Raw genomic sequence first — 24,132 nt, forward strand, 5'->3', positions numbered from 1 at the left:
AGTGAAGACACTAACCTATCGAAACAGCCAGTTACCCGCCACGTAATCCACCCGGCGCTAATTTCGACCATAGGTTAGCAACTTCTGTCGTAGTTAAAAACCATGGCAGAAGTCCGTAACCTATGACCGAATTTTCTGTGTGATGTGTATAGGCGGGGGAGTGCGCCTCCAGAAAACCCCTCGTCACACAATATTTTTTCTGGCTTTTCTCCGGGGCGGGGCAGCGCAGCCCCTTATCTTGTCAGGGGTGCCCCGTACCTTGGTAGTAGAGAACAACGACGCGTTCTCACCCCCCTCCGCCGAGCGACCAAAGGAGCCCATCATGTACACGGTTGGTTACTACAATGACGAAGACTTCCGCGCCTTCTACTCCGGTCAGGACGCCGCCAACATTGACGACTTCTTCACTGACAACGGCGAATACCTCATGGTGTACCTGCCGGAGGTGACCGACCGCGAGTTCCTTGCCGGCCTCCGTTACGGTAACGGCTGCGATGCGCTCTGCCAGAGCGGATACGCCCTCGACGAGGCGGAAGAGGCACTCCGCGACATGTACGTGCTCGCCGTGTAGCCCACCCGCCCACCTGTCACAGATGGGGATCCGGTCATGAGTTGCGGATTTGTGCCATAGGTTAGTGTCTTTGGTCGTAGTTAAAAACCATAGTCGAAGACACTAAACCATGGCACAAATTCTGCAGAGGCGGGGCCTCAGCACCGGTGAAAATCCGGTCATGACCTAGCAATTTCAGTCATGACTTAGCGTCTTTAGTGATGGTTAAAACCCCAGCCCAAAGTCACTAACCCATTACCGAAAAACCTAAACCATAACCGGCTCTCGCCTACCTGGCGCATCCGGGGCCGCCTGCTTTTTAGACAGAGATTTTCGATAGGTTAGTGTCTTCACCGTGGGTCTTTAACCCGCATTAAAGTCACTAACCTATCGAAAATCCATGAACCCGGTGCGCCCTCCATCTGCATAGGGTGGGAGGCGCGAATATAACCCCCGCAGACACGCAGAAGCCACATGTGTTTCGAGAAGCCACGATAATGGTGGCTTTTCGAAACACATGTGGCTTCTCGGCGTTAATTAGACCGTCGGCTAGACCCTAGTTGCCGAAGCCCTGCAGGGTTGCTGCCCAGGCGCGGCGCGCCTCCAGAGCTTCCTTAGCCTTGGCGATCTTCTTGGAGTCGCCGCCCTTTTCAGCTGCTGCGAGCTCTGCTTCCAGCTCGGCGAGGGAGTCCTCGATCTGTGCGAGCAGGGAGTTCGCGCGTGCCGCCTTGGCGGGGTCGTTGCGCTTCCACTTTGCCTCTTCGGCGCCGTTGATTTCGTCCTGAATACGGCGCAGCTCGCCGTCGACGCGGCGCAGGTCGTTGCGGGGCACGCGGCCTGCCGCATCCCAGCGGTCCAGGATCTTCTCGAAGGCTGCCTTCGCGCCCTCAATGTCTTCGACGGGCAGGAGTGCGCGTGCTTCTTCGAGCAGTGCTTCCTTGACCTTGAGGTTTTCGGCGTAGACTGCGTCCTGCGCTGCTTCGGCTTCGTTGCGGGCGTTGAAGAACACGTCCTGTGCCGCGCGGAAGCGTGCCCACAGCTTGTCGTCTTCGCGACGGTGGCCGCGGGGTACCTGCTTCCAGGCGCGCATCAGGTCGCCGTATACGCGGGAAGTCTCAGACCAGTCAGTCGAAGTGGACAGCTCTTCCGCACGTGCAATCAGCTCTTCCTTGGCGCGCTTGATGCGTGCGTTGCGGTCGTCCAGCTGCGAGAAGTGTGCGCGGCGGTTGCGGTCGAAGGTGGTGCGGGCTGCACGGAAACGCTTCCACAGCTCGTCCTCTACGCTCTTCGCCAGGTGAATTTCGCGCTGTGCCTTCTTCCACGCTTCGAACAGTTCGTTCATGCGGGAGTGGGAGTTCTTCCAGTGGATCTGGTCGGGGTCCTGACCGGCAATCTGCTCGGCTTCCGCGACGATTTCTTCGCGGACGGCGAGGGCGCGTTCACGGTTTTCGGTGCGTGCCTGCTGCTGCTTTTCGCCGAGTTCAGCGATCTGCTCTGCGAGGGAGACGAGGCGCTTCTGCAGGCCGGAGTAGTCACCGACCATGTTGCGCACACCAATCTGCGCGCCGATGGAGGTGATGCCCTTCTGCAGGTCTGCGGCGGGGGCGTTGTTGGCGAGGCGGGATTCGAGCAGGGCAACCTGCGCCTCGACGTTTTCAAACTTGCGGGCGAAGTAGCTGAGCGCTTCTTCTTCGGAGGCGCCGGGCAGCTGGCCTACGGCGTATTCTTCGCCGTCGACAATGACGAAGACGTGGCCGTCCTCGGAGACGCGGCCGTACTGGCGTGCCTTTTCGAGGTTTACAGTGTCGTCGGGTTTGGTAGTCACCGCTATAACTCTTTCACTCGGGGGTGCTGGGGGTGGGGCGCCTTTGCGCTGTTCCCCGTGGTGGGCACCCGTTTGGGTGTGCGTGTGCACCTCCTAAGCATAGCCTCTGTGGGGTGTGTGTGAGTAGTGTCTGGTCGTGTTGTGTTGTGGGCGAACCTGCCGGCCGCGGGTTTGTGCGGGTTTGTGTCGGGTGCGCTGGGGGAGTGGGTGCTGTGCTGGGGTGGGTGTTGGTATGATGGGTAGATATGCCCGGAGGTGTTCCGGGGGTTTTGTTGTCGAGTTCTTTGTCAAGGAGTATCGCGTTATGGCTCGCAAGGCTTCGCTGTCTGGTTTTCCCGAGTATCTTCCGGCTGAGCGGTTGGTTGAGAATCATGTTCTGGACACTTTGCGTGAGACTTTTGAGTTGCACGGTTTCTCCCCGATTGAGACTCGTTCGGTAGAGACTATTGAGCAGCTGCTGCGCAAGGGTGAGATTGACAAGGAAGTTTACGCAATTTCTCGCCTGCAGGAGGACGAGGCTGCTAAGGCTAAGGAAAAGCTGGCTCTGCACTTTGACCTGACTGTGCCGTTTGCCCGTTATGTGGTGGAGAACGCCGGTTACCTGAATTTCCCGTTCTCGCGTTACCAGATTCAGAAGGTGTGGCGTGGTGAGCGTCCGCAGGAGGGTCGTGCCCGCGAGTTCACTCAGGCTGATATTGACGTGGTTGGCGACGGCGAGCTGCCGTTCCGTTACGACGTGACCTTGGCGCTGGTTGTTGTTGATGCGCTGTCGAAGCTACCGATTCCTGAGTTCAAGCTGCGTGTGAATAACCGCAAGCTGGCTGAGGGTTTCTACCTGGGCCTGGGTTTGACTGATACTGCGGCTGTTCTGCGTTCTATTGACAAGCTGGAGAAGATCGGCGCTGAGCGTGTGGCTGAGGAGCTGCAGGCTGAGGCTGGTGCGAGCGCGGATGCTGCCGCTGCCGCCCTGGAGCTGGCGCAGATCCGCACTGAGGATGCTTCTTTTGTGGAGCAGGTGCGTGCGCTTGCCGCGAAGTATTCGGTGGAGCACGAGCTGCTGGATCAGGGTCTTGCTGAGCTGGCTGAGGTCATTGAGGAGGCATCCCGCCGTGCGCCGGGTAAGGTGCTGGCTGACCTGTCGATTGCTCGCGGCTTGGACTACTACACCGGCACCGTGTATGAGACTGTTCTGGTTGGTCACGAGTCGCTGGGTTCGATTTGCTCGGGTGGCCGCTATGAGTCGCTGGCGTCGAACGGTAAGAAGACGTACCCGGGTGTTGGCCTGTCTATTGGTGTGACTCGTGTGGTGGCTCGTATTCTGTCGCAGGGTTTTGCGCAGGCGAGCCGTAAGGTGCCTTCGGCTGTGTTTGTTGCCCTGACGAATGATGAGGGCTGGTCCGCTGCGAATGATGTTGCGGATGCGCTGCGTGCCCGCGGTATTGCCTGTGAGGTGTCCGCGAATGCGGCGAAGTTCGGTAAGCAGATTAAGTACGCTGAGAAGCGCGGCATTCCGTTCGTGTGGTTTATTTCGTCGGATGAGTCGGGTGCCCCGGTTCACGAGGTGAAGGATATCCGTTCGGGTGAGCAGGTTGCTGCTGATCCGGCTTCGTGGATGCCGCCGGCTGAGGATCTGCACGTTCAGATTGTACGTGCTGAGGGCCTGTAAACATTAGGGGCCTGTAATGCCTGCGGTGTTTGGTTGCAGTATTATCTGGCTGCTGTAATAATTTGGTTACTGTAGCCTGCATATGGATGTGTACCCGCCTGGTGGGGAGGATGTTGACCTCCCTGCCGGGCGGGTCTTTTGTGTGAGCCCAGATTTTCGATAGGTTAGTGTCTTCGCCGTGGGTCTTTAACCCGGGGTGAAGGCGCTAACCTATCGACTGAGGCGTTTCCTCGCTTTATCTCAAGAGTAGTTTCCGCAAGTGGGTGATGACTTCCCGCTCTTTTTGAAAGATGTCAGCCCATGTGAGGTGTACGACCGTCCAGCCGGCGCGGGTTAGAGCACGGTCGCGGGTGGCTTCGTAGCGGTCCCTGCCGGGGTGGTCCACGTATTTCTGTTCGCCGTCGAACTCGAGAATGACGCGCGCCTCGGGCCAGGTGAAGTCCACTCGATAGTTACGGCCTTCGCATGAAATCGGGTACTGCGTTACGGGGAGGGGCAGCCTGTGCTCCATGAGTAGGCACCGGGTGAGGCTTTCACCAGCCGACTCGCTGGATGCATCCACCGCCTGCGCCAGGAGAGGCCCGGCGGAGCCGCCGTACCCGGTGAGGTTCAGTAGAATCTCAGTCACCTCGTGGGGTTCCAAGAGTTTCCGCCGCATGATGGAGTCAGCGAGGACCACCGCCTCCCGAAAGGGCATGCTGCGAGCACAATCCTGCAGCGTGCGAGCCACCGTCGTAACCATGATGGATGTGCCCGGCAACCTGGTGACTTCCTCGGGGCCAGGGGCGCTGTAATGCCGGGTGATTCTTCCCTTGTCAGAGGTGCTATGACTACAGCTATACACGCTTATCATTTGGGGAACAGAGAGTACATCAAGTCCCCATAGCGCCGCGGCTGATGTGTGGGAGAAGATTCCTTGAAGACCCATCATCTGAGCAGCGATGCACCGTACCGTGAGCCGCTCTTCGGGGGTGAGCGCTTGGGCATCGCGGGTGTAAATATAGGCTCCTCGCTGGATACGTTGCAGAGACCCTTCCGCCACTAGCTTGCGAATGCGTTTTGGCCCGATTCCTCGCAGGTTGAGCATCTGGGAGTTCAGCACGAATGGGTGCAGTTCTGCGGCGCGGGTAATTTCTGGTGTAGCCGGTAGTACGTTTGGGACGCGTTGCCACGGAATAGTTACGGTGTTCATAGGCTTTATCCTGGCAGGCTGTGTGAGGTTGTGGGGCTTGTTTGTGAAATCTGTGGATAACTTCGCGGATTCTACCGAAAAAGTGTTTGTCCACAGGCATGCGGAGTGGATTCCCCGGTAATACTTCGATAGGGTAGTGGCTTTTCGATAGGTTAATGCCTTCACCCCGGGTTAAAGACCCATGGCGAAGACACTAACCTATCGACCGCAGACACCCACGAACCTGCCGCCCTACCCGCATCCCGCCTCCGCACCCCATTTTCTGGTGCCTGACTTGCCCCGACCCGCCATCGACCTGCCCGGAGGGGATACAATATATGAGGCGCACGCAGTGTGCGCATATCATCAACCGCGTGTACCCGGCTACTGTCTATAGTCGTGAGGTGCCCGCTATGAAAGGAATGTCTGTGCTTCGCACTCACACCAACGGCGAGCTGACCGCCGCAAATATTGGAGAGACTGTTACCCTGACCGGTTGGGTGGCTCGCCGCCGCGACCACGGTGGTGTCGCTTTCGTTGACCTGCGTGACCGTGAGGGTGTCACCCAGTGTGTTTTCCACAATGAGGCTGATTTTGAGCACCTGCGCAACGAGTATGTGCTGCGTGTGACCGGTCTGGTGACTAAGCGCCCGGAGGGTAATGAGAACCCGAACCTGGCTACCGGTGAGATTGAGGTTGAGGTGTCCGCCGTTGAGGTGCTGAACACTGCCGCTCCGCTGCCTTTCCAGATTGACGAGCACGTTGAGGTGGGTGAGGAGGCGCGCCTGCGCTACCGCTACCTGGATCTTCGCCGCCCGGAGCCGGCTCGCATCATGCGCCTGCGTTCGGACGCGAACCGTGCGGCACGCAACCTGCTGGCCGAGGACGGCTACATTGAGGTTGAGACCCCGACCCTGACCCGTTCCACCCCTGAGGGTGCGCGTGACTTCCTGGTGCCGGCTCGTCTGGCTCCGGGTTCTTGGTATGCTCTGCCGCAGTCCCCGCAGCTGTTCAAGCAGCTGCTGCAGGTGGGCGGTATTGAGAAGTACTACCAGATTGCCCGCTGCTACCGTGATGAGGATTTCCGCGCCGACCGTCAGCCCGAGTTCACTCAGCTGGACATTGAGGCTTCGTTCGTTGATCAGGAAGACATCATTGAGCTGGGCGAGCGCATCGTTGAGGCTGTGTGGAACCTGATTGATGTGAAGGTTCCCCGCCCGATTCAGCGCATGACCTACAAGGATGCGATGGAGAAGTACGGTTCGGACAAGCCTGACCTGCGTTTTGGTCTGGAGCTGACTGAGCTGACCGAGTACTTCAAGGACACCACTTTCCGCGTGTTCAAGGCTCCCTACGTGGGCGCCGTGGTGATGCCCGGTGGCGCATCCCAGCCCCGCCGCACCCTGGACGCTTGGCAGGAATGGGCTAAGCAGCGCGGCGCTAAGGGTCTGGCTTACGTTCTCATTCAGGAGGATGGCGAGCTGACCGGCCCGGTGGCTAAGAACATTACTGACGCTGAGCGTGCTGGCCTGGCTGAGGCTACCGGCGCGAAGCCCGGCGACTGCATCTTCTTCGCTGCTGGTGAGGCTAAGGCTTCCCGTGCGCTGCTGGGTGCTGCTCGTGTTGAGATTGGTCACCGTACCGGCCTGATTAAGGACGGCGAGTGGTCCTTCGTGTGGGTTGTTGACGCTCCCATGTTTGAGTCTTCTGCTGAGGCTACTGAGTCCGGTGACGTGGCTCTGGGTCACTCCGCGTGGACTGCTGTGCACCACGCGTTCACCTCCCCGAAGCCCGAGTTCATGGACACCTTCGACACCGACCCGGGTTCGGCCCTGGCCTACGCTTACGACATTGTCTGCAACGGTAACGAGATTGGTGGCGGTTCGATCCGTATTCACCGCCGTGACGTGCAGGAACGCGTATTCGCTGTGATGGGCATTGGCGAGGAAGAGGCTCAGGAGAAGTTCGGCTTCCTGCTGGATGCGTTCAAGTACGGCGCACCGCCCATGGGTGGTATTGCGTTCGGTTGGGACCGTATTGTGTCTCTGCTGGCTGGCGTTGATTCGATCCGCGAGGTTATTGCGTTCCCGAAGACCGGTAACGGTTTCGACCCGCTGACCGCCGCACCCGCTCCGATTACTCCGGAGCAGCGTAAGGAAGCTGGCGTTGATTTCAAGCCGAAGAAGAAGGACGAGGAGTAATCTTCTCTAGTCTTTGGTCGTGCGCCCCGTAGGGGGTGCGGGCCTGTGCGGCGTGGACCCGGCGGGCGTTGAGTTGTGCCGGGGTCGCCGTTGAGGGTGGGCTGTGTATTCTGCTGGTGCAGGGTCGCAGCCCACCTTTTGTATCAACTGGCGTGCGTGCCGATTTGTGTACTAACCAAAGGGGGAGGGGAGCATGCGTATTCTGATTGCCGGCCCGAGCGGTAGCGGTAAGACGACGTTCGCGGCGCGGTTGGGGCGCCTCCTGGACATTCCGCATACGGAGATGGACTCGTTGCATTGGGGCCCGAACTGGACTCCGCGCCCTAGTTTTGAGGCGGATGTTCAGACACTCATTGAGCAACCTGCGTGGATTACGGAGTGGCAGTATCCGCAGGTGCGTGGCCGCCTGCTGGAGCGTGCGGATGTGGTGATTTACCTACGCTATAGCCGTGCGGTGGTCATGTGGCGTGTGGTTCGCCGGACGGTGCGTCGTGCGGTGACGGGTCAGAGGCTGTGGGCTGATAATGTGGAGCCGCCGCTGAAGAATATTCTGCACGACCCGGACAACATGATTCGGTACACGTGGAGGAGCTACCCGCACGTGGGGGAGTTGCTGGCGGAGGCTCGTGGCCAGCATCTGCAGAAGCGTTTTATTGAGTTTCGTACTCCACGGGCGGCGAACCAGTTTTTGCGTGCCGTGCAGCTGCGCGGCGTGCTCTGAGACCGTTGCCTCTAGAACTGCGGCTCCTCTAAACCAGCCGCCGAGAGTGGTGTCGAAAGAGATGTATGAGCCCGGTGAAGGCCGGCTCCAAGTTGAAAGGTGAACGATGCGAGTAGTTATTCAGCGCGTGACCCGCGCGGCGGTGCGCGTGGCGGGTGAGACGGTCGGCGCGATTGAGCAGCCCGGCTACCTGGTGCTGGTCGGTATCACGCACGGTGACGGTGCGGCGCAGATTGCGAAGCTTGCCGATAAGACCGCTAACCTGCGCCTGCTGGAGGGGGAGAAATCCCTCCTTGATGAGGGCGCACCCGTGCTGGCGGTCAGCCAGTTCACCCTCTACGGGGATGCGAAGAAGGGCCGCCGCCCCTCCTGGTCTGCAGCGGCTCCTGGCGCGGTGAGTGAGCCGCTGTTCAACGACTATGTTCAGGCGCTGCGTGAGCGTGGCCTGCACGTGGAGACCGGCGTGTTCGGTGCGGACATGCAGGTGGAGCTGGTCAATGACGGCCCGGTGACCCTGATTCTCGATAGTGAGACCCTCTAGGCCGGCGCTTTCGATAGGTTAGTGGATTGTCCCGAGGTTTAAAGCCTTGCCCCGGGGTTTAAAACCCACGGCGAAGACACTAACCTATCGAAAACCCGTGTGGTGTCACGCCGCGAGCTAAATCCGCAGCTGTATACCCACACCCGTACCCGCCTCCAGATTGTGAAACGATAGAGTAAGACTATGGCTGATTCCCTCTTTGATCTTGAGTTGCCCGATGACGGGGACCGCGTGACCCTGATCGGTGCGCCCGCTGAGGAGCCCTCCTCGCGTGCCTCTGTATCGCGTGCGCATTCGGCCCGTTCGGCATCTCGTGCGCCGTTGGCGGTGCGTATGCGTCCGCGCACGATTGACGAGGTCCTCGGCCAGGAGCATCTACTGACTCCGGGTGCGCCTCTGCGCGTGTTGGCGGGGGAGAACGCCGGGCCAGCTGGCCCGTCCTCGGTGATTTTGTACGGCCCTCCGGGTACGGGTAAGACCACCCTGGCGCATGTGATTGCGCGCGCGCCGGGTCGTAAGTTCGTGGAGCTTTCGGCGATTACCGCGGGCGTGAAGGACGTGCGTGCGGTCATGGATCAGGCGCTGCTCGACCGCGACATGTACGGTACGACCACCGTGCTGTTCCTGGACGAGATTCACCGTTTTACGAAGGCTCAGCAGGATGCGCTCCTGCCCGGCGTGGAGAATCGCTGGGTGATTCTGGTGGCGGCTACGACGGAGAACCCGTCGTTCAGCATTATTTCGCCGCTGCTCTCGCGCTCGCTGCTGTTGCGGGTTCATTCGCTGGAGCAGTCCGATATTGAGCGTCTGATTGATCGTGCGTTGGCTGATCCGCGCGGTTTTGACGGTGCGGCGGTTATTGATGCGGATGCGCGCGCCCACCTCGCGGCGGTTTCTGGAGGCGATGCTCGCCGCTCCCTGACCTCGCTGGAGGCGGCAGCTGCGATTGCGTTTAGCGAGGCTGAACAGGTTTCGGTAGAACCTGCCGTTTCCGCCGAGGGTTCAGAAGACCCGGCGGGGGAAGCGGGGGAGAAGGACCCGGAACCTGCCGCGCCCGTGCGCATCACCCTGGTACATGCTACGGAGGCGGTGGACCGCGCCGCGATCCGCTACGACCGTTCGGGCGATCAGCATTATGACGTGGTCAGCGCCTTCATTAAGTCCATGCGCGGCTCTGATGCGGATGCCGCGGTGCACTACTTGGCGCGCATGTTGGAGGGCGGCGAGGATCCGCGTTTCGTGGCGCGCCGCATCATGATTTTGGCGAGTGAGGATATTGGTCTGGCTGATCCGCAGGCGTTGCAGGTGGCGACGGCTGCGGCGCAGTCGGTGGCGCTGGTGGGCATGCCGGAGGCGCGCATTATTCTCTCGCAGGCGGTGATTTATTGTGCGCTCGCGCCGAAGTCGAATGCGGCGTATAACGCGATTAACCGCGCGATTGCGGATGTACGTGCGGGTGCTGCCGGTCAGGTTCCGGTGCATTTGCGTGATGGTCATTATGCGGGGGCTAAGCAGTTTGGTCACGGCGTGGGGTATGTGTATGCGCATGATGAGCCGGGGCATGTGGCGGCGCAGCAGTACCTGCCGGATACTCTGCGCGGTACGGTCTACTACGAGCCCACGCAGCATGGTTTTGAGCGTACGTTGACGGAGCGTCGTGAGCGTATTCGCCGTATTTTGGATGCGGCTCCGGTGCAGGATACGACCCGTTAGCTTACGTGGCTCCCATCGAGCCGTCTACTACTCTGAGTGCTGACCACCGGGGGAGTGGCGCGCCTCGGCAGGAAAGCAACCGTATAGAGCAAACAGCCGTATAGGGCTGAGCGCAAACAGAAAGCGGTGCGTAGTACCTCGGTAGTACTGCGCACCGCGTCAGAGTTTTGAGTTGTGATAGACGTCTTGACTATCGGCCTTCCCGGAAGGGCGGACGCCAAGCTTGTTATGGTTTCTAGTCTAGGCGATATGGGGGTCTGATTCAAGCTATTCCCATAAAGACACAGGTTAAAAATAACGAAATGATTACAATCCAACATCCCGGCGCCGCGATTTTTCGGGGAAGTCGCACCTAAATAGCTCTGACGGGCATAAATAATTCCTGTGGGGTCGTGTGGGTAAGTATTAAAAACCCACACGCACAGTGATTTGAACCAAAGATTTCCCAAAAGGCTGGTAAAGCCCGGGTGCATCCGGTAAGCTTGACGGGTCTGGCAATTACTATGCCCGCATTTGTGCGAGCGTCAGTAATGTAGCTGCGGGGTACTCTGCCCCGAGCTCTCCGCCCCACCGCCGTACAGCAACGACCGAATCGGTCGCGTACGGATCTCGGCGGGGTCAACCGAGGAGGCCAGTATTCAACAGACCGAGGCCCCATCCGTGAGGGTGCAGGAGCCTCACATAGAAAGGTAGATTGTGGCTAAGCACAACCGCACCCGCCGTACCGTGCGTCAGTCCCGTGCCCTGGGCATTGCACTGACCCCGAAGGCAGAAAAGTACCTCGAGCGTCGTCCTTACGGCCCCGGCCAGCACGGCCGTGCCCGCAAGAAGGCTGACTCCAACTACGCTACCCAGCTGAAGGAAAAGCAGCGTCTGCGCGCTCAGTACAACATCCGCGAGGCACAGATGCGCCGCGCATACCTCGAGGCAAAGCGTACCGAGGGCCAGACCGGTAAGAACATGGTCGAGCTGCTCGAGACCCGCCTCGACGCTCTGGTTCTGCGTGCAGGCTTCGCCCGCACCATTGCACAGGCACGTCAGATGGTTGTTCACCGTCACATCATGGTTGACGGCGTTCGCGTGGACCGCCCCTCGTTCCACGTCAAGCCCGGCCAGCTGATCCACGTTCACCCCAAGGCTGAGAAGACCACCCCCTTCCAGGCTGCGGCTGCAGGCGAGCACCAGGCAGTTCTGCCCGAGGTTCCCGCATACCTGAACGTTGAGATCGAGAAGCTGCACGCAAAGCTTGAGCGCAAGCCCAAGCGCGAAGAGATCCCCGTGATCTGCGACGAGCAGCTGGTCGTTGAGTACTACTCGCGTCTGGCATAATCTCGATTTTTCGAGAAGCAACCCGTCCTGCACCGTTCGGTGGGGGCGGGTTGTTCCCGTTTAACGCGCGGGTTTTTTGGGGTATATACACTACAGGGCAGTGGTGCCGCTGAACCTGTGAATCTTCCGTCGCTGGGAGTTTCATGAGAGTTTAGGGGGCGCTTGAAGGATTTTTCGACTAAAATAGGGGATTGAGCTGTGTATACAGTCCTGAACTGTATGCACGATCCGGCTGCGCGCCACGGTGGCGTCCAGCCTTGTACGACTATTGATAAGCATCATGCATTGAGCGGAATGGGGTTATAGATGACCGGCGGAGATATTGCGGGCCTGATTGCAGCAGGAGTTTTTGCGATTCTGGTGGCTCTGCTTGCGCTACCCATTATTCGCCTGACCAAGGTGTTTGATGAGCTTATCGTGACGATTCGTTCGCTGAACCAGAGCACCGGCCCTCTCATCGAAGAGGTGACCCGTACTGTGGTGACCACCAATGAGCAGCTGGAGAAGGTTGACGACATCACCTCGAACGTTTCGGATGCGTCCGCGAACGTTTCTGCGCTGTCCTCGCTGGTGACTTCGACTGTGGGTCAGCCGCTGATTAAGGTTGCGTCCTTCTCGTACGGTGTGCGTCAGGCGTTCCGCGGCGGTAAGTCCGGCGATGCACACGGCACCGCCAACACTGGTAGCACTGGCGGTCAGTACGGTTCGGCACAGTCCTCTTACTCTGCAGGCGGTGAGAACTAATGGGTCTGCTTCGTTCAGCTCTTCTGCTCGGCGCCGGCGCGGCGGTTGGTTACTTCGCTTCCAGGCGTGCCGCCTCCGAACCTGCTCAGCGTACCCCCGGCAGCGCCCTGCTCATGCGTGAGCACGGTGAGCTTGCCCTCAACCCGGAGTCTCAGATGGGAAAGTTCTTCGATTCGCCGATTGGCAAGCCCCTGCAGCCGTATGCGTTGCGTGCTGTTGAGTTCGCCGCCCGCGTGCGTGAAGGCATGCAGGAGAAGGAGATGGAGCTCAACGCTAAGGTGGAGCGCCAGAAGCAGGATCTGCGTCCTGGCTCCCTGGACACCTGGGACCGCCAGATGAGCTCGGCTGAGATTGAGTCCACGAACCGCCGCCTGGCTGAGCGTGAACTCATTGAGGTGGAGGCTGAGATTGCCTCCTTGGAAGAGGCTCAGAAGCGAGCGCGTGAGCAGCGTATTGCGCGTGACCGTCAGCTCGGCGACGGCTTCTTCAACTAGGTTTTTAAAGGTGGTGCTTTTGTCCGTTAACCACGGTACGAGGGTGGCTCGATTAGCCATTTTGCTCTCGGACAGGCACCATAGGTCAGTAGACTAATTTAGAATTTCGCACAGATTACTCTAAGGAACGAGATGCTCTCACAGGAGATTTCTAAGCGCTGGATCGATTTCTTCGCTTCCCGCGGCCATACTGTGGTGCCTTCGGCATCGCTGATTTCGAACGAGCCCGGCGCTATGTTCACCATCGCCGGTATGGTGCCGTTCATTCCCTACTTCCTGGGCCGTGAGACCCCTCCGTTCTCCCGCGCGACCAGCGTGCAGAAGTGCATCCGCACCTTGGACATTGAAGAGGTCGGTAAGACTGCGCGTCACGGTACCTTCTTCCAGATGGCTGGTAACTTCTCGTTTGGTGATTACTTCAAGGAGCAGGCGATTCCGTTTGCTTACGAGCTGCTGACCACCCCTCAGGATAAGGGCGGTTTCGGCCTGGATTCGGAGCGCCTGTGGGTCACCATTTATGAGGGTGACGATGAGGCTTTCGACATTTGGCACAACAAGGTGGGCTTCCCGGCTGAGCGTATTCAGCGTATGGGCATGAAGGAAAACTACTGGTCCACCGGTCAGCCCGGCCCCGCAGGCCCCGACTCGGAGATTTTCTACGACCGTGGCCCCGCGTACGGTAAGGAAGGCGGCCCGGCGGCTGACGATGACCGTTACATTGAGATTTGGAACCTTGTGTTCATGCAGTACCAGCGTGGCGAGGGCATCGGTAAGGATGACTTCGAGATTCTGGGTGATCTGCCGAAGAAGAACATCGATACCGGTCTGGGCGTTGAGCGTCTTGCCATGCTGCTGCAGGGTGTTGAGAACTTCTACGAGACCGACCAGGTTCGCCCCGTTCTGGACGCTGCTTCTAAGCTGTCCGGTAAGAAGTACCACGGCTCTGAGTCCGCTGAGGATGAGGGCTACGAGGATGACGTGCGTATGCGCGTGGTGGCTGACCACATCCGTTCCTCGCTGATGCTGATTGCTGATGGCGTGACCCCCTCCAACGAGGGTCGCGGCTACATTCTGCGCCGTCTGATGCGCCGTGCGATTCGCGCGATGCGTCTGCTGGGCGTGACTGAGCCCTGCCTGCCCGTGCTGTTCCCGGCTTCGCGTGATGCGATGAAGGGTGCTTTCCCGTACGTGGGTGACGACTTCGAGCGTATTTCCCGCATTGCGTACGCTGAGGAGAAGGCGTTCCTGCACACCATTGAGACCGGTACTGAGCGTCTGGAAGAGGCTGTTGCCGCGGCTAAGAAGGACGGCTCCAACGCTGTTTCTGGTGCTGAGGCGTTTGCTCTGCACGACACCTACGGCTTCCCGATTGACCTGACCCTGGAGATGGCTGCTGAGGCTGGCGTGAAGGTGGATGAGAAGTCCTTCCGCGAGCTGATGGCTGAGCAGCGTCACCGTGCGCAGGCTGACGCTAAGGCGAAGAAGGGCGCGTTTGCTGACCTGTCCGAGCTGCGTAAGCTCGTGGACGAGCGCGGCTCCATCTTCACTGGTTACACCGAGCTGCGTACTGAGACTAAGCTGCGTGCAATCCTGGTGGACGGCGTTTCCGTGCCCGCCGCTAAGGCTGGCGACAAGATTGAGGTTGTTCTGGACGAGACCCCGTTCTACGCGGAAGCCGGTGGCCAGGCTGCTGATACCGGTGTCATTACCGGCAACGGCTTCATCATTGACGTTCAGGACGTTCAGCAGCCCGTGAAGGGTCTGAGCGTTCACCGCGCCGTTGTGCGTGAGGGTGAGGTTCACACCGGTGCCGATGTTGTGGCACAGGTTGACGTTCAGCGCCGCCGCGACGGTGAGAAGGCACACTCCGGTACCCACATCATTCACGCTGCCCTGCACCAGGTGCTCGGCAACGAGGCTACTCAGCGTGGCTCTTTCAACAAGGAAGGCTACCTGCGTTTCGACTTCGCGTGGGGCGAGGGTCTGTCCGAGTCCGCTAAGCGTGAGGTTGAAGAGGTTGCTAACCTCGCGATCCGCGATAACCACGAGGTGATTACTCGTGAGATGCCGATTGCTGAGGCTAAGGCTCTGGGCGCTATGAGCCTCTTCGGTGAGAAGTACGGCGATGTGGTGCGTGTTGTTGAAATCGGCGGCGAGTTCTCCCGCGAGCTGTGCGGTGGTACCCACGTTGGTTCGTCCGCTGAGATTGGCTCCCTGACCCTGCTGACCGAGGGCTCTGTTGGCTCCGGTAACCGCCGTGTTGAGGCTCTGGTGGGTCTGGACTCCTTCAACCACCTGGCTGCTGAGCGTACCCTGGTGAACCAGCTGACCGGCCTGATGAAGGTTCAGTCTTCCGCTGATCTGCCCGAGAAGATTAACCAGACTCTGGCTAAGCTGAAGGCTGCTGAGAAGGAACTGGCTCAGCTGCGCCGCGAGAAGCTGCAGGCTGAGGCTGGCAAGCTGCTGGAGAACGCACAGACCATCGGTTCCGTGCGCGTTCTGGCGCATGACGCTGGCGAGCTGGACGCTAACGGCGTTCGTGAGCTGGCTCTGGATCTGCGTTCGCGCTTCGGCTCCGAGACCGCTGTTGTCGCCGTGGTGGGTGTGGCTAATGGCCGCCCCGTCGTCCTGGTGGCAACCAACGAGGGTGCTCGTGAGGCTGGCGTGAAGGCTGGCGCTCTGGTCCGCGTCGCTGCCGGTGTTCTCGGCGGCGGTGGCGGCGGTAAGGACGACGTCGCTCAGGGTGGTGGCCAGGACGCATCCAAGATTGGTGTTGCACTGGACGCTGTCCGCGACGCTATCGCACAGGCTCAGGCCTAAACATGGCAGAATTCCAGCGCGGAGTGCGGATGGGTGTCGATGTGGGTAACGCCCGCGTCGGCACCGCCCTCAGCGACCCCGACGGTATTCTCGCCACCCCGCTCAAGACGCTACGCCGCGACGCGAAGAAGAACTCTGACCGCCGTGTTTTGCGTAAGCTGATTGAGGTGAACGAGGTGGTGGAGGTTTTCGTCGGGCTTCCGAAGACCATGCGTGGTGGGGATTCTCCCTCCACGGAAATGGCTCGGGAGTACGCGCAGGCTCTGCGCTCCGAGCTGGATGCCGAAGAGAAAACACACATTAACATTTGGCTGGTGGATGAGCGACTCACCACCGTGAGCGCTCACCGTGCACTGCACGAGGCTGGGGTTTCCAGCCGAGATTTCAAGACTATGGTTGACCAGGTGGCGGCTGTGAACATTTTGCAGTACAGTCTGGATGCCCTCAAGGCGGGGCAGTCCGTAGCCGGGTACAAGGTGAGCGATCCGGCCCACGAAGAAAACCGACCGTCCGAGTCAGAAGGGACCACGGTCGGTGCCGTCAACGAAACGGAGAACCTTCAGTGACCGAACAGAATAAACAGCCCGAAGAGAGCGGGCTCGACCTCTTTAGGCCGACAGCCGAGGATGAACGTAAGGGCATCACCGGCATCACGATGGAACAGGAAATCGTGTCGGTGGCTACGTTGCGTGCGCGTAAGCGCCGCCGCCGCGCCATCATGCTGAGCGCAATTTCCTTGTTTGTCGTGGCTCTGGTCATCATTTCGGGTGCCCTGATTACTCGCTATGACCCGTTCAAGACTCGTGACTACTCGGGTGGCGGCAATGGTACGACCGTGACTTTCACGATTCGTTCTGGCCAGTCCACCGCGCAGGTGGCGCAGGAGCTTGAGGCAGCGGGCGTGGTTGCTGATGCTGATAAGTTCCTTGAGGTGTACACCAAGGAGAGCAAGGGTAAGTACTTGCAGCCTGGCACCTATGAACTGCAGCAGCACATGAGCAGCTCGAGCGCGATTACGACCATTATTGATGCGAACAGCAACGTACTGTACCTGGCGATTCCGCAGGGTAAGCGCGTGAGCGAGACCATCGACCTGATTGTTTCTGGCTCCGATGGCGCGTTCACCCGCAAGCAGGTTGAGGACGCGGTCAGCAACTACACCCAGTACGGTGTGCCGAGCAACTTCCCCTCGATTGAGGGTTGGTTGCACCCGGGTGAGTACCGCTTCCCGAAGGACACCGACATCAAGAAGGTCATTCAGACCATGGTTGATAAGACCAAGGCTGACCTGAAGGAAGCCGGCGTGAGCGGCGACCAGAAGACCTTCGAGGTGCTGACCATCGCCTCCATCGTGGAGCTTGAGGCTCAGCCGAAGGACTACGTGGCGGTTGCAGGCATCATTGAGAACCGCCTGAACAACCCCGACGGTGAGACCTCCGGCCTGATTCAGTCGGATGCGACCGTGACCTACGGTCTGGGTGTCCGTTCGTACCACCTGACTGAGGAGCAGAAGGCCGATAAGAGCAATAAGTACAACACTTATGCGAATAAGGGTCTTCCGAAGGGTCCGATTGGTTCCCCGCAGCTGGCTTCGATTAAGGCTGCTGCGGCTCCTGAGAAGAACCCGTACTACTACTGGGTGACTGTGGACCTGGACTCCGGTGAGACTAAGTACTCCCGCACGTACGCTGAGCACCAGCGTTACGTTGAAGAGTACAACCAGTGGTGTTCTAAGCACCCGAACCGCTGTAGCTAAGTTGTAGCTCATTGGTTTAGCTGGTAGCTACGATTTGGTAGCTTCGGCGTGAAGGTTCCTTGCTGAGGCGGGTACCGCCTCCACGAGAGTGGGGGAGGTACCCGCCTTTGCTGTACCCGGATGCTGAGTGCTCGGTTGTTGGGGGTGCTCGGTTTTTGGGCTATACCTGAATATTGGTTTGTCCCTTAAAATGGGTAGAGTGCGCCTATGACCGCGGGTTCGTGGCGTGCGTGTCCGCAAGCCCGCAAGCCCCGAGCGTTGAGTGTTGAGAGCGTTCCCCAGCGTTGAGAGCGAGAGAGTATCTATCGATGAAGACTGAACCGTACCGCGAAGCCCCGTATCTTCGCCGCGCCTACGTGCTGGGGCACCCTATTGCGCATTCGCTGTCGCCTGCGCTGCATCGTGCCGCGTATGACTTTTTGGGTGAGCAGAATTTGGGTTATGATCGCCGCGATACTCTGCCCGATGACCTGCCGGAGATTATGCACGGTGTGCGTCACCCGAAGGGTACGGAGGACGCCCCGTATATTGCGGGCCTGTCGGTGACGATGCCGTTGAAGACCGCGGTCATTCAGTATTGCGATGAGCTGAGCGAGACTGCCCGCGTGACCGGTGCGGTGAACACGGTGTATCCGCGCGGTGAGAAGGTACTGGGCGATAACACGGACGTGATCGGCATTGTGAACGCGCTGCGCCACGCCGGTTTGGAACCGGAACCGCTCAAGGATTCTGCCGCGATTGTGGGCGGGGGAGCGACCGCTATTTCCGCCCTGACCGCACTGCATCAGCTGGGGTATTCCCGTGTGAGCGTGTACGCCCGTTCGCTGCATAAGCTCGCTAGCGTGCAGGAGGCGGCGGACCGCCTGGGTGTTCAGCTGGAGCAGATTTCCCTGGCTGAGCTGCCGCAGAACCTTGCTGAACGCGGTCATCACCCGGTGGTGTCTACTCTTCCTGCCCATGCGGCGGATGAGTGGGCGAGCCAGCTGAGCGGGCTGAAGGGCGCCTCCGCGACACACCAGCCGGTACTGCTCGATGTTGCGTATAACCCGTGGCCTTCGGTGCTGGCGAGCGCTTGGGAGGCTAACGGCGGCACGGTGGTTTCTGGTCTGGAGATGCTGCTGTATCAGGCGGTGGAGCAGGTTCTGCTCTTTACCGGCCGTGAACTGCAGCCCGCCGAACTGCTGGGTCTAATCAATGCGATGTGCGCGGCGGTTGATCTTGCGCCTCGTGCTTCCGTTTCGTGAAAAAAGCGTGCTTTCACTCGCTCAGTAAACAGGCATTTTATACACTATTTATACACGTGAAGAATTATTATTCCTTCCTCCTGCGCTGCGGTGCGGGTGCGATGAAAAGAGGTTAACTTATGGCCCTGCGTTGGCTCACTGCCGGAGAATCCCACGGCGAGGCGCTCGTCGGCATTATTGAGGGCGTACCCGCCGGTGTGGAACTCACCAGCGACATGGTGCGTGACGCCCTGGCTCGTCGCCGCCTCGGCTACGGCCGCGGTGCCCGCATGAAGTTCGAGGAGGACCGCGTGCGCATCCTGGGCGGTGTGCGTCACGGACTGACTCAGGGCGGTCCGGTCGCGATTGAGATTGCGAACACCGAGTGGCCCAAGTGGACTGACGTGATGAGCTCCGACCCGGTGGATCCGAAGCTGATTGAGGGTCGTGCGCGTAATGCTGCGCTGACTCGTCCGCGCCCCGGCCACGCCGATTTTGCGGGTATGCAGAAGTACAACTTCTCTGAGGCTCGCCCGGTGCTGGAGCGCGCCTCCGCGCGTGAGACTGCAACCCGCGTGGCTCTTGGCGTGGTTGCCGCCCAGATTTTGAAGGCTCTGGGTGTTGAGCTGGTTTCTCACACCGTGGCTGTGGGTGGCGTGCACGCTCCCGAGGGCGCCCCGGTGCCTTCGCCTCGCAACGTTGACCAGCTGGATGCTGACCCGCTGCGCTGCTTCGACAAGGCAACCTCCGACGCGATGGTTCAGCGCGTGGACGAGGCGCACAAGGACGGCGAGACTCTCGGCGGTGTGGTTGAGGTGCTCGCGTACGGTATGCCTCCCGGACTGGGTTCGTACGTGCACTGGGACCGCCGCCTGGACGCGCGCCTTGCTGCAGCGCTGATGGGTATTCAGGCGATTAAGGGCGTTGAGGTTGGCGACGGTTTCGCGACCGCTGACCGCCCGGGCACTGCCGCTCACGACGAGATTTCTATTGGTGAGCACGGCGTTACCCGCGATACCAACCGTGCAGGTGGTATTGAGGGCGGCATGAGCATTGGCGACCTGCTGCGTGTGCGTGCGGCAATGAAGCCCATTGCGACCGTGCCGAAGGCTCTGAAGACCATTGACACTTCCACCGGTGAAGAGGCTCGCGCCCACCACCAGCGTTCGGACGTGTGTGCTGTTCCCGCCGCCGGCGTGGTGGCGGAGGCTATGGTCGCCCTGGTGCTCGCTGAGGCTGCACTGGAGAAGTTTGGCGGCGACTCGATTGGTGAGACTCGCCGCAACATGGATTCCTACCTGGACGCTATTCCGGCGTCTCTGGCGTGGGAGTCTAACGTGGCTGGTTGGGACGCGTAGTGCCCCTTCCGGCAGAGTCTGAGGGCCGCGGCGCTAAGGGTCGCGGTTCCGGGGAGGTTTCTGTGGAGCAGGGTGTTCGCCCGGTCGCTTCGAGCCCCCTTGCGCGTATTGCTGCGGCGACGCAGCGTGCGCGAGGGGGCGCTTCGCCGCGCCCGGAACCCGGCGCAGAATCCGGTGTATCTGCTGCGGCTGAGCAGGCTGTTGAGGCTGCGGGCACTGGGGTTCGTGAGACGGCTGCGCATGAGGCTGACGCATCGGTTTCTTCCGCGTCAGTTTCTTCTGTGCGCCCGGCTTCTCGCGTGCCCACCCCCGCTGACCTGATGCGTTCTGGCGCCCGTCCCCTGCCCGCCGCCGCTACGGCGAGCACGCAGGGTGTGCGCCTGTACGCCTCCTCGGTATCTGAGGACGCCGACCCGGCGCTCGGCCTGGACGAGGACCTGCGCCTGAAGCTGCTCAGCGCCCTGCAGGGCATGGGCACCGCTGAAGAGGAACCCCGCAAGGAACCCGCAAAAGCGGAAGCACCTAAGCCCGCAGCTCCAAAACCGGCCGTGCCTAAGCCTGCCGCGCCCAAGCCGGCACCTCCGAAACAGGCTCAGCCTGCAGAGGCGGCGGGGGAGAGCGCTACCGCTTCTGCACCCGTGCAGAAGGCTGAACCCAAGCCTGTACCGGTCACGCCCGCAGCCCCCGTAGCTGTGCCCGAAACTTCCGTAGCTGTGCCCGCGGCTGAACCCGCCAAGCCGGTCCGTCCGACCCCGGCGCTGTTCGGCAAAGTTCAGGTTGCTGCGCCCACCGAACCTGCCGCGCCCCCCGCGGAAGAAGAGAACCATGCGGGGGAGAAGCCCCTCGACGCTTCCGAGCTGCCCGCAACCCCGGCTAAATCTGTGGCACCCACAGAGCTTGCTGTCCCCGCAGAGGCGCTCGCAGAAGACGAGTCCGCCGGCGCTCGCATCCACCCGCAGCAGGTGCGTGAAATGCACGAGAACTTCGCGGAACGCTCCCGCCCCATTGTGCTCATTGGCCCCATGGCGGCAGGTAAGACCTACATTGGTACGCACCTGGCGCGTTTCTACGGCTACGAGTTCCTCGATGCCGACCAGCTCATCGTCGAACGCTACGGCGAAGTCTCCGAAATTTTCGAGATTTTTGGTGAGGCGTATTTCCGCGAGCTCGAACGCAAAACCATCGAAGAGGTCCTCACCTCGCCCGTGTACCGCAACACGGTGTTCTCTCTGGGTGGCGGCGCGCCCATGACCGACTCGGTCGCGGAGCTGCTCAAGGACGAATGCGTGGTGTACATCCTCGTTGATGCTGACACCGTCACCCCGCGCATTACCGGCAATAAGACCCGCCCGCTGCTGCAGCCGAACCCGGTCGAGCGGTGGACCGAAATTTTTGAGCGCCGCCGCAGCCGATACGAAGAGCTGGCGCACTTCACCCTGGACGCACGAGGCGGCCGCCCCATCACCGAGATGACCGCCGAAATCCAGGCGTACGTGACCGCAACCCGCGCCTCCCGCGCGCAGCGCCCCCAAGCATAACCCCTCACCTGTGAAAGGACACATGATGAGCACTCAGCCCACCCCCACTTTCGGTGCCTCCGGCGCGGAAGATATCACCCGCATCCCGGTGACCGGCAGCTCCCCGCGTGAGAACTATGAGGTTCTCATCGGCCACAACCTGCTCGGTAAAATCCCCGAAATTCTGGGCAACCGCACCAAGAAGGTGCTCGTGATTCACCCGCGTGCCCTGCGTTCCACCGGTGAGCTGGTCATGGAAGACCTGCGCGCCATGGGCTACGAATCGTTCAGCGCCGAAATCCCGGACGCTGAAGAGGCGAAGCACTACCAGGTGGCGGCGTTCTGCTGGCAGGTGCTCGGTCAGAACGACTTCACCCGCACCGACGCGATCATCTCCGTGGGCGGCGGCGCCATTACCGACGTTGCCGGATTTGTCGCGGCAACCTGGCTGCGCGGCGTGCGCGTTATTCACATTCCGACCACCCTGCTCGGCATGGTAGACGCTGCCGTGGGCGGTAAGACCGGCATCAACACCGCCGAGGGTAAGAACCTGGTCGGCGCGTTCTGGCCGCCCGCAGCGGTGCTCTGCGAGATCGGTACCCTGCGCACCCTGCCTGAGCATGAGCTGCTGACCGGCATGGGTGAGGTCGTCAAGTGCGGCTTCATTGCAGACCCCGAAATCCTCGACCTGATCGAGGCGAACCCGAACGCCGTACGTGACTCGCAGTCCGCCGTGATGCGTGAACTCATTGAACGCAGCGTGCGCGTGAAGGCGGAGGTCGTCTCCGAGGACCTGCGAGAATCCGGCCGCCGCGAAATCCTGAACTACGGCCACACCCTCGCCCACGCCATCGAGCGCAACGAACGCTACCAATGGCGTCACGGCGCGGCAGTGTCCGTCGGCATGGTCTACGCCGCCGAACTGGCGCTGGCAACCGGCCACGCCGACGAAGAACTCGTGGCACGCACCCGCCGCATCCTCGAATCCCTGGGCCTGCCCACCTCCTACAAGGCAGACGCATGGCCCCAGCTGCTCGAAGCAATGCGCCGCGACAAGAAGGCACGCGGCAACCTGCTGCGCTTCATCATTCTTGACGGTCTGGCTCGCCCGCGCGTCTACGAGGTGCCGGACGACTCGATCCTGTACATGACCTACCAGGAGATTACCGAGTAGGTGATGAGTCCCGTACAATCACCGGATGCACCCGGCGCGTGTTTGCTCATACGCGGCAGCCGGGCGGGGTGCCACAGAAAAACTGTGACGCCCCTGCTAGGCAAACTCGTGCGCATCCTGTAGAATGTACGGGACATATTTTTGCTCATTGAAAACTTAGCGCCTCGCCGGGTACCACTACGGCGTGAGCGTCGATGACACGAAGGAGAGCCCCATGGCATCCACTACCGATATTAAGAACGGCGCCGTCCTGAAGATTGACGGCAACCTCTGGTCCGTCGTTGAGTTCCAGCACGTTAAGCCCGGCAAGGGTGGCGCATTCGTCCGCACCAAGCTGCGCAACGTTACCTCCGGCAAGGTCGTCGACCGCACCTTCAACGCTGGCGCTAAGATCGAAACCGCAACCGTTGACCGCTCCGACTACCAGTACCTGTACCAGGACGGCGACGACTACGTCTTCATGGACATGAAGACCTACGACCAGATCAACGTTCCCGCAACCGTTGTCGGCGACGCAGCAAACTACATGCTCGAATCCCAGACCGCAACCATCGCAATGCACGAGGGTAGCCCCCTGTACATCGAGCTGCCCGCATCCGTGGTCCTCGAAATCACCTACACCGAGCCCGGCCTGCAGGGCGACCGCTCCACCGGCGGCACCAAGCCCGCAACCGTTGAGACCGGCTACGAGATCCAGGTTCCCCTGTTCCTGGAGACCGGCACCAAGGTCAAGGTTGACACCCGCACCGGTGAGTACCTCGGTCGTGTGAACGACTAATGAATTCGCGTACGAAAGCCCGATTGCGCGCCCTCGAAGTGCTCTTCGAGGCGGATCAGCGCAACGAAGATTATATTGAGGTACTCCGCCGCCGCCGACTGTACACGGTAGCGCAGATCTCTGCTTACTCTGAGGAAATCATTCGTGGCGTCCGCGACCACGACGAAGAGATCCGCGAGTTTGTGGAGACTTACGCCCGTGACTGGTCCTTCGAGCGTATGCCCGCCGTGGACCGTGCCGTGCTGCGTATTGGCACTTGGGAGCTTCTGTACAATGACGAAGTTCCGGATGCTGTCGCAATTTCTGAGGCTGTCGGTCTGGCGCGTGTGCTGTCCACGAATGAATCTCCGAAGTTCGTGAACGGTCTGCTGGATAAGCTCCGTCAGGTGAAGCCGACCCTGCTCGCGTAAGACGTCCCGCCGCGGCCTGCCCGCCAGCCCGTAGCTGGTTGGTTCGCTGTTTGAGGATGCGCCCGCAGGGAAGCGTACGTGAAACCCCCGCCGTGCTGTAGTTCGCTACAGGACGGCGGGGGTTTTCTGTGTCTACGCTTC

Annotated in this window: 20 protein-coding genes; 18 read left to right on the plus strand and 2 right to left on the minus strand. The window is 60.5% G+C overall.

The window, feature by feature from the left end:
• Positions 1-322 precede the first annotated feature (322 nt).
• Positions 323-571, plus strand: a complete 249-nt coding sequence (locus HMPREF2928_RS06125; RefSeq protein ID WP_070687726.1) for a hypothetical protein — start codon at positions 323-325, stop codon at positions 569-571.
• Between the two features lie 535 nt (positions 572-1,106).
• On the opposite strand, the gene HMPREF2928_RS06130 is transcribed toward HMPREF2928_RS06125, so the two are convergent.
• A complete protein-coding gene (locus tag HMPREF2928_RS06130; RefSeq protein WP_070687727.1) occupies positions 1,107-2,375 on the minus strand; it encodes a DUF349 domain-containing protein in 1,269 nt (422 codons plus the stop codon).
• A gap of 304 nt (positions 2,376-2,679) precedes the next feature.
• Here HMPREF2928_RS06130 and hisS point away from each other — a divergent pair, with 304 nt between their 5' ends.
• Complete coding sequence (hisS, locus tag HMPREF2928_RS06135; protein ID WP_049341928.1) at positions 2,680-4,041, plus strand: histidine--tRNA ligase; 1,362 nt, start codon at positions 2,680-2,682, stop codon at positions 4,039-4,041.
• Positions 4,042-4,276: 235 nt separating this feature from the next.
• On the opposite strand, the gene HMPREF2928_RS06140 is transcribed toward hisS, so the two are convergent.
• The gene (locus tag HMPREF2928_RS06140; RefSeq protein ID WP_246823574.1) at positions 4,277-5,233 is read right to left on the minus strand and encodes a DUF559 domain-containing protein; all 957 of its coding nucleotides are present in this window, start codon (positions 5,231-5,233) and stop codon (positions 4,277-4,279) included.
• A 407-nt stretch (positions 5,234-5,640) separates the two neighbouring features.
• On the opposite strand from HMPREF2928_RS06140, the gene aspS reads away from it, so the two are divergent.
• From aspS to nusB, 16 genes are all read left to right on the plus strand, one after another.
• Positions 5,641-7,413, plus strand: coding sequence for an aspartate--tRNA ligase (aspS, locus tag HMPREF2928_RS06145; RefSeq protein ID WP_044150411.1), 1,773 nt, complete (start codon positions 5,641-5,643; stop codon positions 7,411-7,413).
• A 193-nt stretch (positions 7,414-7,606) separates the two neighbouring features.
• Positions 7,607-8,134: a P-loop NTPase family protein gene (locus tag HMPREF2928_RS06150; protein WP_070687728.1), complete on the plus strand. Its 528-nt coding sequence runs from the start codon at positions 7,607-7,609 to the stop codon at positions 8,132-8,134.
• A 106-nt stretch (positions 8,135-8,240) separates the two neighbouring features.
• Entirely contained in the window at positions 8,241-8,675 is a 435-nt protein-coding gene (gene dtd / locus HMPREF2928_RS06155) for a D-aminoacyl-tRNA deacylase (RefSeq protein ID WP_049327228.1), read from the plus strand.
• A gap of 183 nt (positions 8,676-8,858) precedes the next feature.
• Complete coding sequence (locus HMPREF2928_RS06160) at positions 8,859-10,388, plus strand: replication-associated recombination protein A (protein WP_070687730.1); 1,530 nt, start codon at positions 8,859-8,861, stop codon at positions 10,386-10,388.
• A gap of 696 nt (positions 10,389-11,084) precedes the next feature.
• Positions 11,085-11,717 carry a 30S ribosomal protein S4 gene (gene rpsD / locus HMPREF2928_RS06165; RefSeq protein WP_005505914.1) on the plus strand — a complete coding sequence of 211 codons (633 nt, stop codon included), beginning with the start codon at positions 11,085-11,087 and terminating at the stop codon, positions 11,715-11,717.
• A gap of 306 nt (positions 11,718-12,023) precedes the next feature.
• Positions 12,024-12,461: a DUF948 domain-containing protein gene (locus HMPREF2928_RS06170; protein ID WP_049327226.1), complete on the plus strand. Its 438-nt coding sequence runs from the start codon at positions 12,024-12,026 to the stop codon at positions 12,459-12,461.
• Positions 12,461-12,955, plus strand: a complete 495-nt coding sequence (locus HMPREF2928_RS06175) for a hypothetical protein (RefSeq protein WP_005508736.1) — start codon at positions 12,461-12,463, stop codon at positions 12,953-12,955. Before HMPREF2928_RS06170 ends, HMPREF2928_RS06175 begins: the two co-directional genes overlap by 1 nt.
• A gap of 132 nt (positions 12,956-13,087) precedes the next feature.
• Entirely contained in the window at positions 13,088-15,775 is a 2,688-nt protein-coding gene (alaS, locus tag HMPREF2928_RS06180; protein WP_070687732.1) for an alanine--tRNA ligase, read from the plus strand.
• Positions 15,776-15,777: 2 nt separating this feature from the next.
• Positions 15,778-16,341, plus strand: coding sequence for a Holliday junction resolvase RuvX (gene ruvX, locus HMPREF2928_RS06185; protein ID WP_012903482.1), 564 nt, complete (start codon positions 15,778-15,780; stop codon positions 16,339-16,341).
• Positions 16,338-17,531 (plus strand): endolytic transglycosylase MltG, encoded by a 1,194-nt coding sequence (gene mltG / locus HMPREF2928_RS06190; protein ID WP_070687734.1) that lies wholly within the window; start codon positions 16,338-16,340, stop codon positions 17,529-17,531. The genes ruvX and mltG overlap by 4 nt, the downstream gene beginning before the upstream one ends.
• Before the next feature lie 308 nt (positions 17,532-17,839).
• Positions 17,840-18,775, plus strand: a complete 936-nt coding sequence (locus HMPREF2928_RS06195) for a shikimate dehydrogenase (RefSeq protein WP_070687737.1) — start codon at positions 17,840-17,842, stop codon at positions 18,773-18,775.
• 119 nt (positions 18,776-18,894) lie between these two features.
• A complete protein-coding gene (aroC, locus tag HMPREF2928_RS06200; RefSeq protein ID WP_005508730.1) occupies positions 18,895-20,112 on the plus strand; it encodes a chorismate synthase in 1,218 nt (405 codons plus the stop codon).
• Positions 20,112-21,650 carry a shikimate kinase gene (locus HMPREF2928_RS06205; RefSeq protein WP_070687738.1) on the plus strand — a complete coding sequence of 513 codons (1,539 nt, stop codon included), beginning with the start codon at positions 20,112-20,114 and terminating at the stop codon, positions 21,648-21,650. Before aroC ends, HMPREF2928_RS06205 begins: the two co-directional genes overlap by 1 nt.
• A 25-nt stretch (positions 21,651-21,675) precedes the next feature.
• On the plus strand, positions 21,676-22,803 hold the full coding sequence (gene aroB, locus HMPREF2928_RS06210; RefSeq protein ID WP_005505930.1) for a 3-dehydroquinate synthase: 1,128 nt from the start codon (positions 21,676-21,678) through the stop codon (positions 22,801-22,803).
• A 214-nt stretch (positions 22,804-23,017) separates the two neighbouring features.
• Entirely contained in the window at positions 23,018-23,581 is a 564-nt protein-coding gene (gene efp / locus HMPREF2928_RS06215; RefSeq protein ID WP_005505932.1) for an elongation factor P, read from the plus strand.
• Positions 23,581-23,991 (plus strand): transcription antitermination factor NusB, encoded by a 411-nt coding sequence (gene nusB, locus HMPREF2928_RS06220; RefSeq protein ID WP_005505934.1) that lies wholly within the window; start codon positions 23,581-23,583, stop codon positions 23,989-23,991. Before efp ends, nusB begins: the two co-directional genes overlap by 1 nt.
• Positions 23,992-24,132 lie beyond the last annotated feature (141 nt).

It is taken from the genome of Rothia sp. HMSC072B04 (genome assembly GCF_001813725.1).
In the GTDB taxonomy this organism is placed as follows: Bacteria; Actinomycetota; Actinomycetes; order Actinomycetales; family Micrococcaceae; genus Rothia; species Rothia mucilaginosa.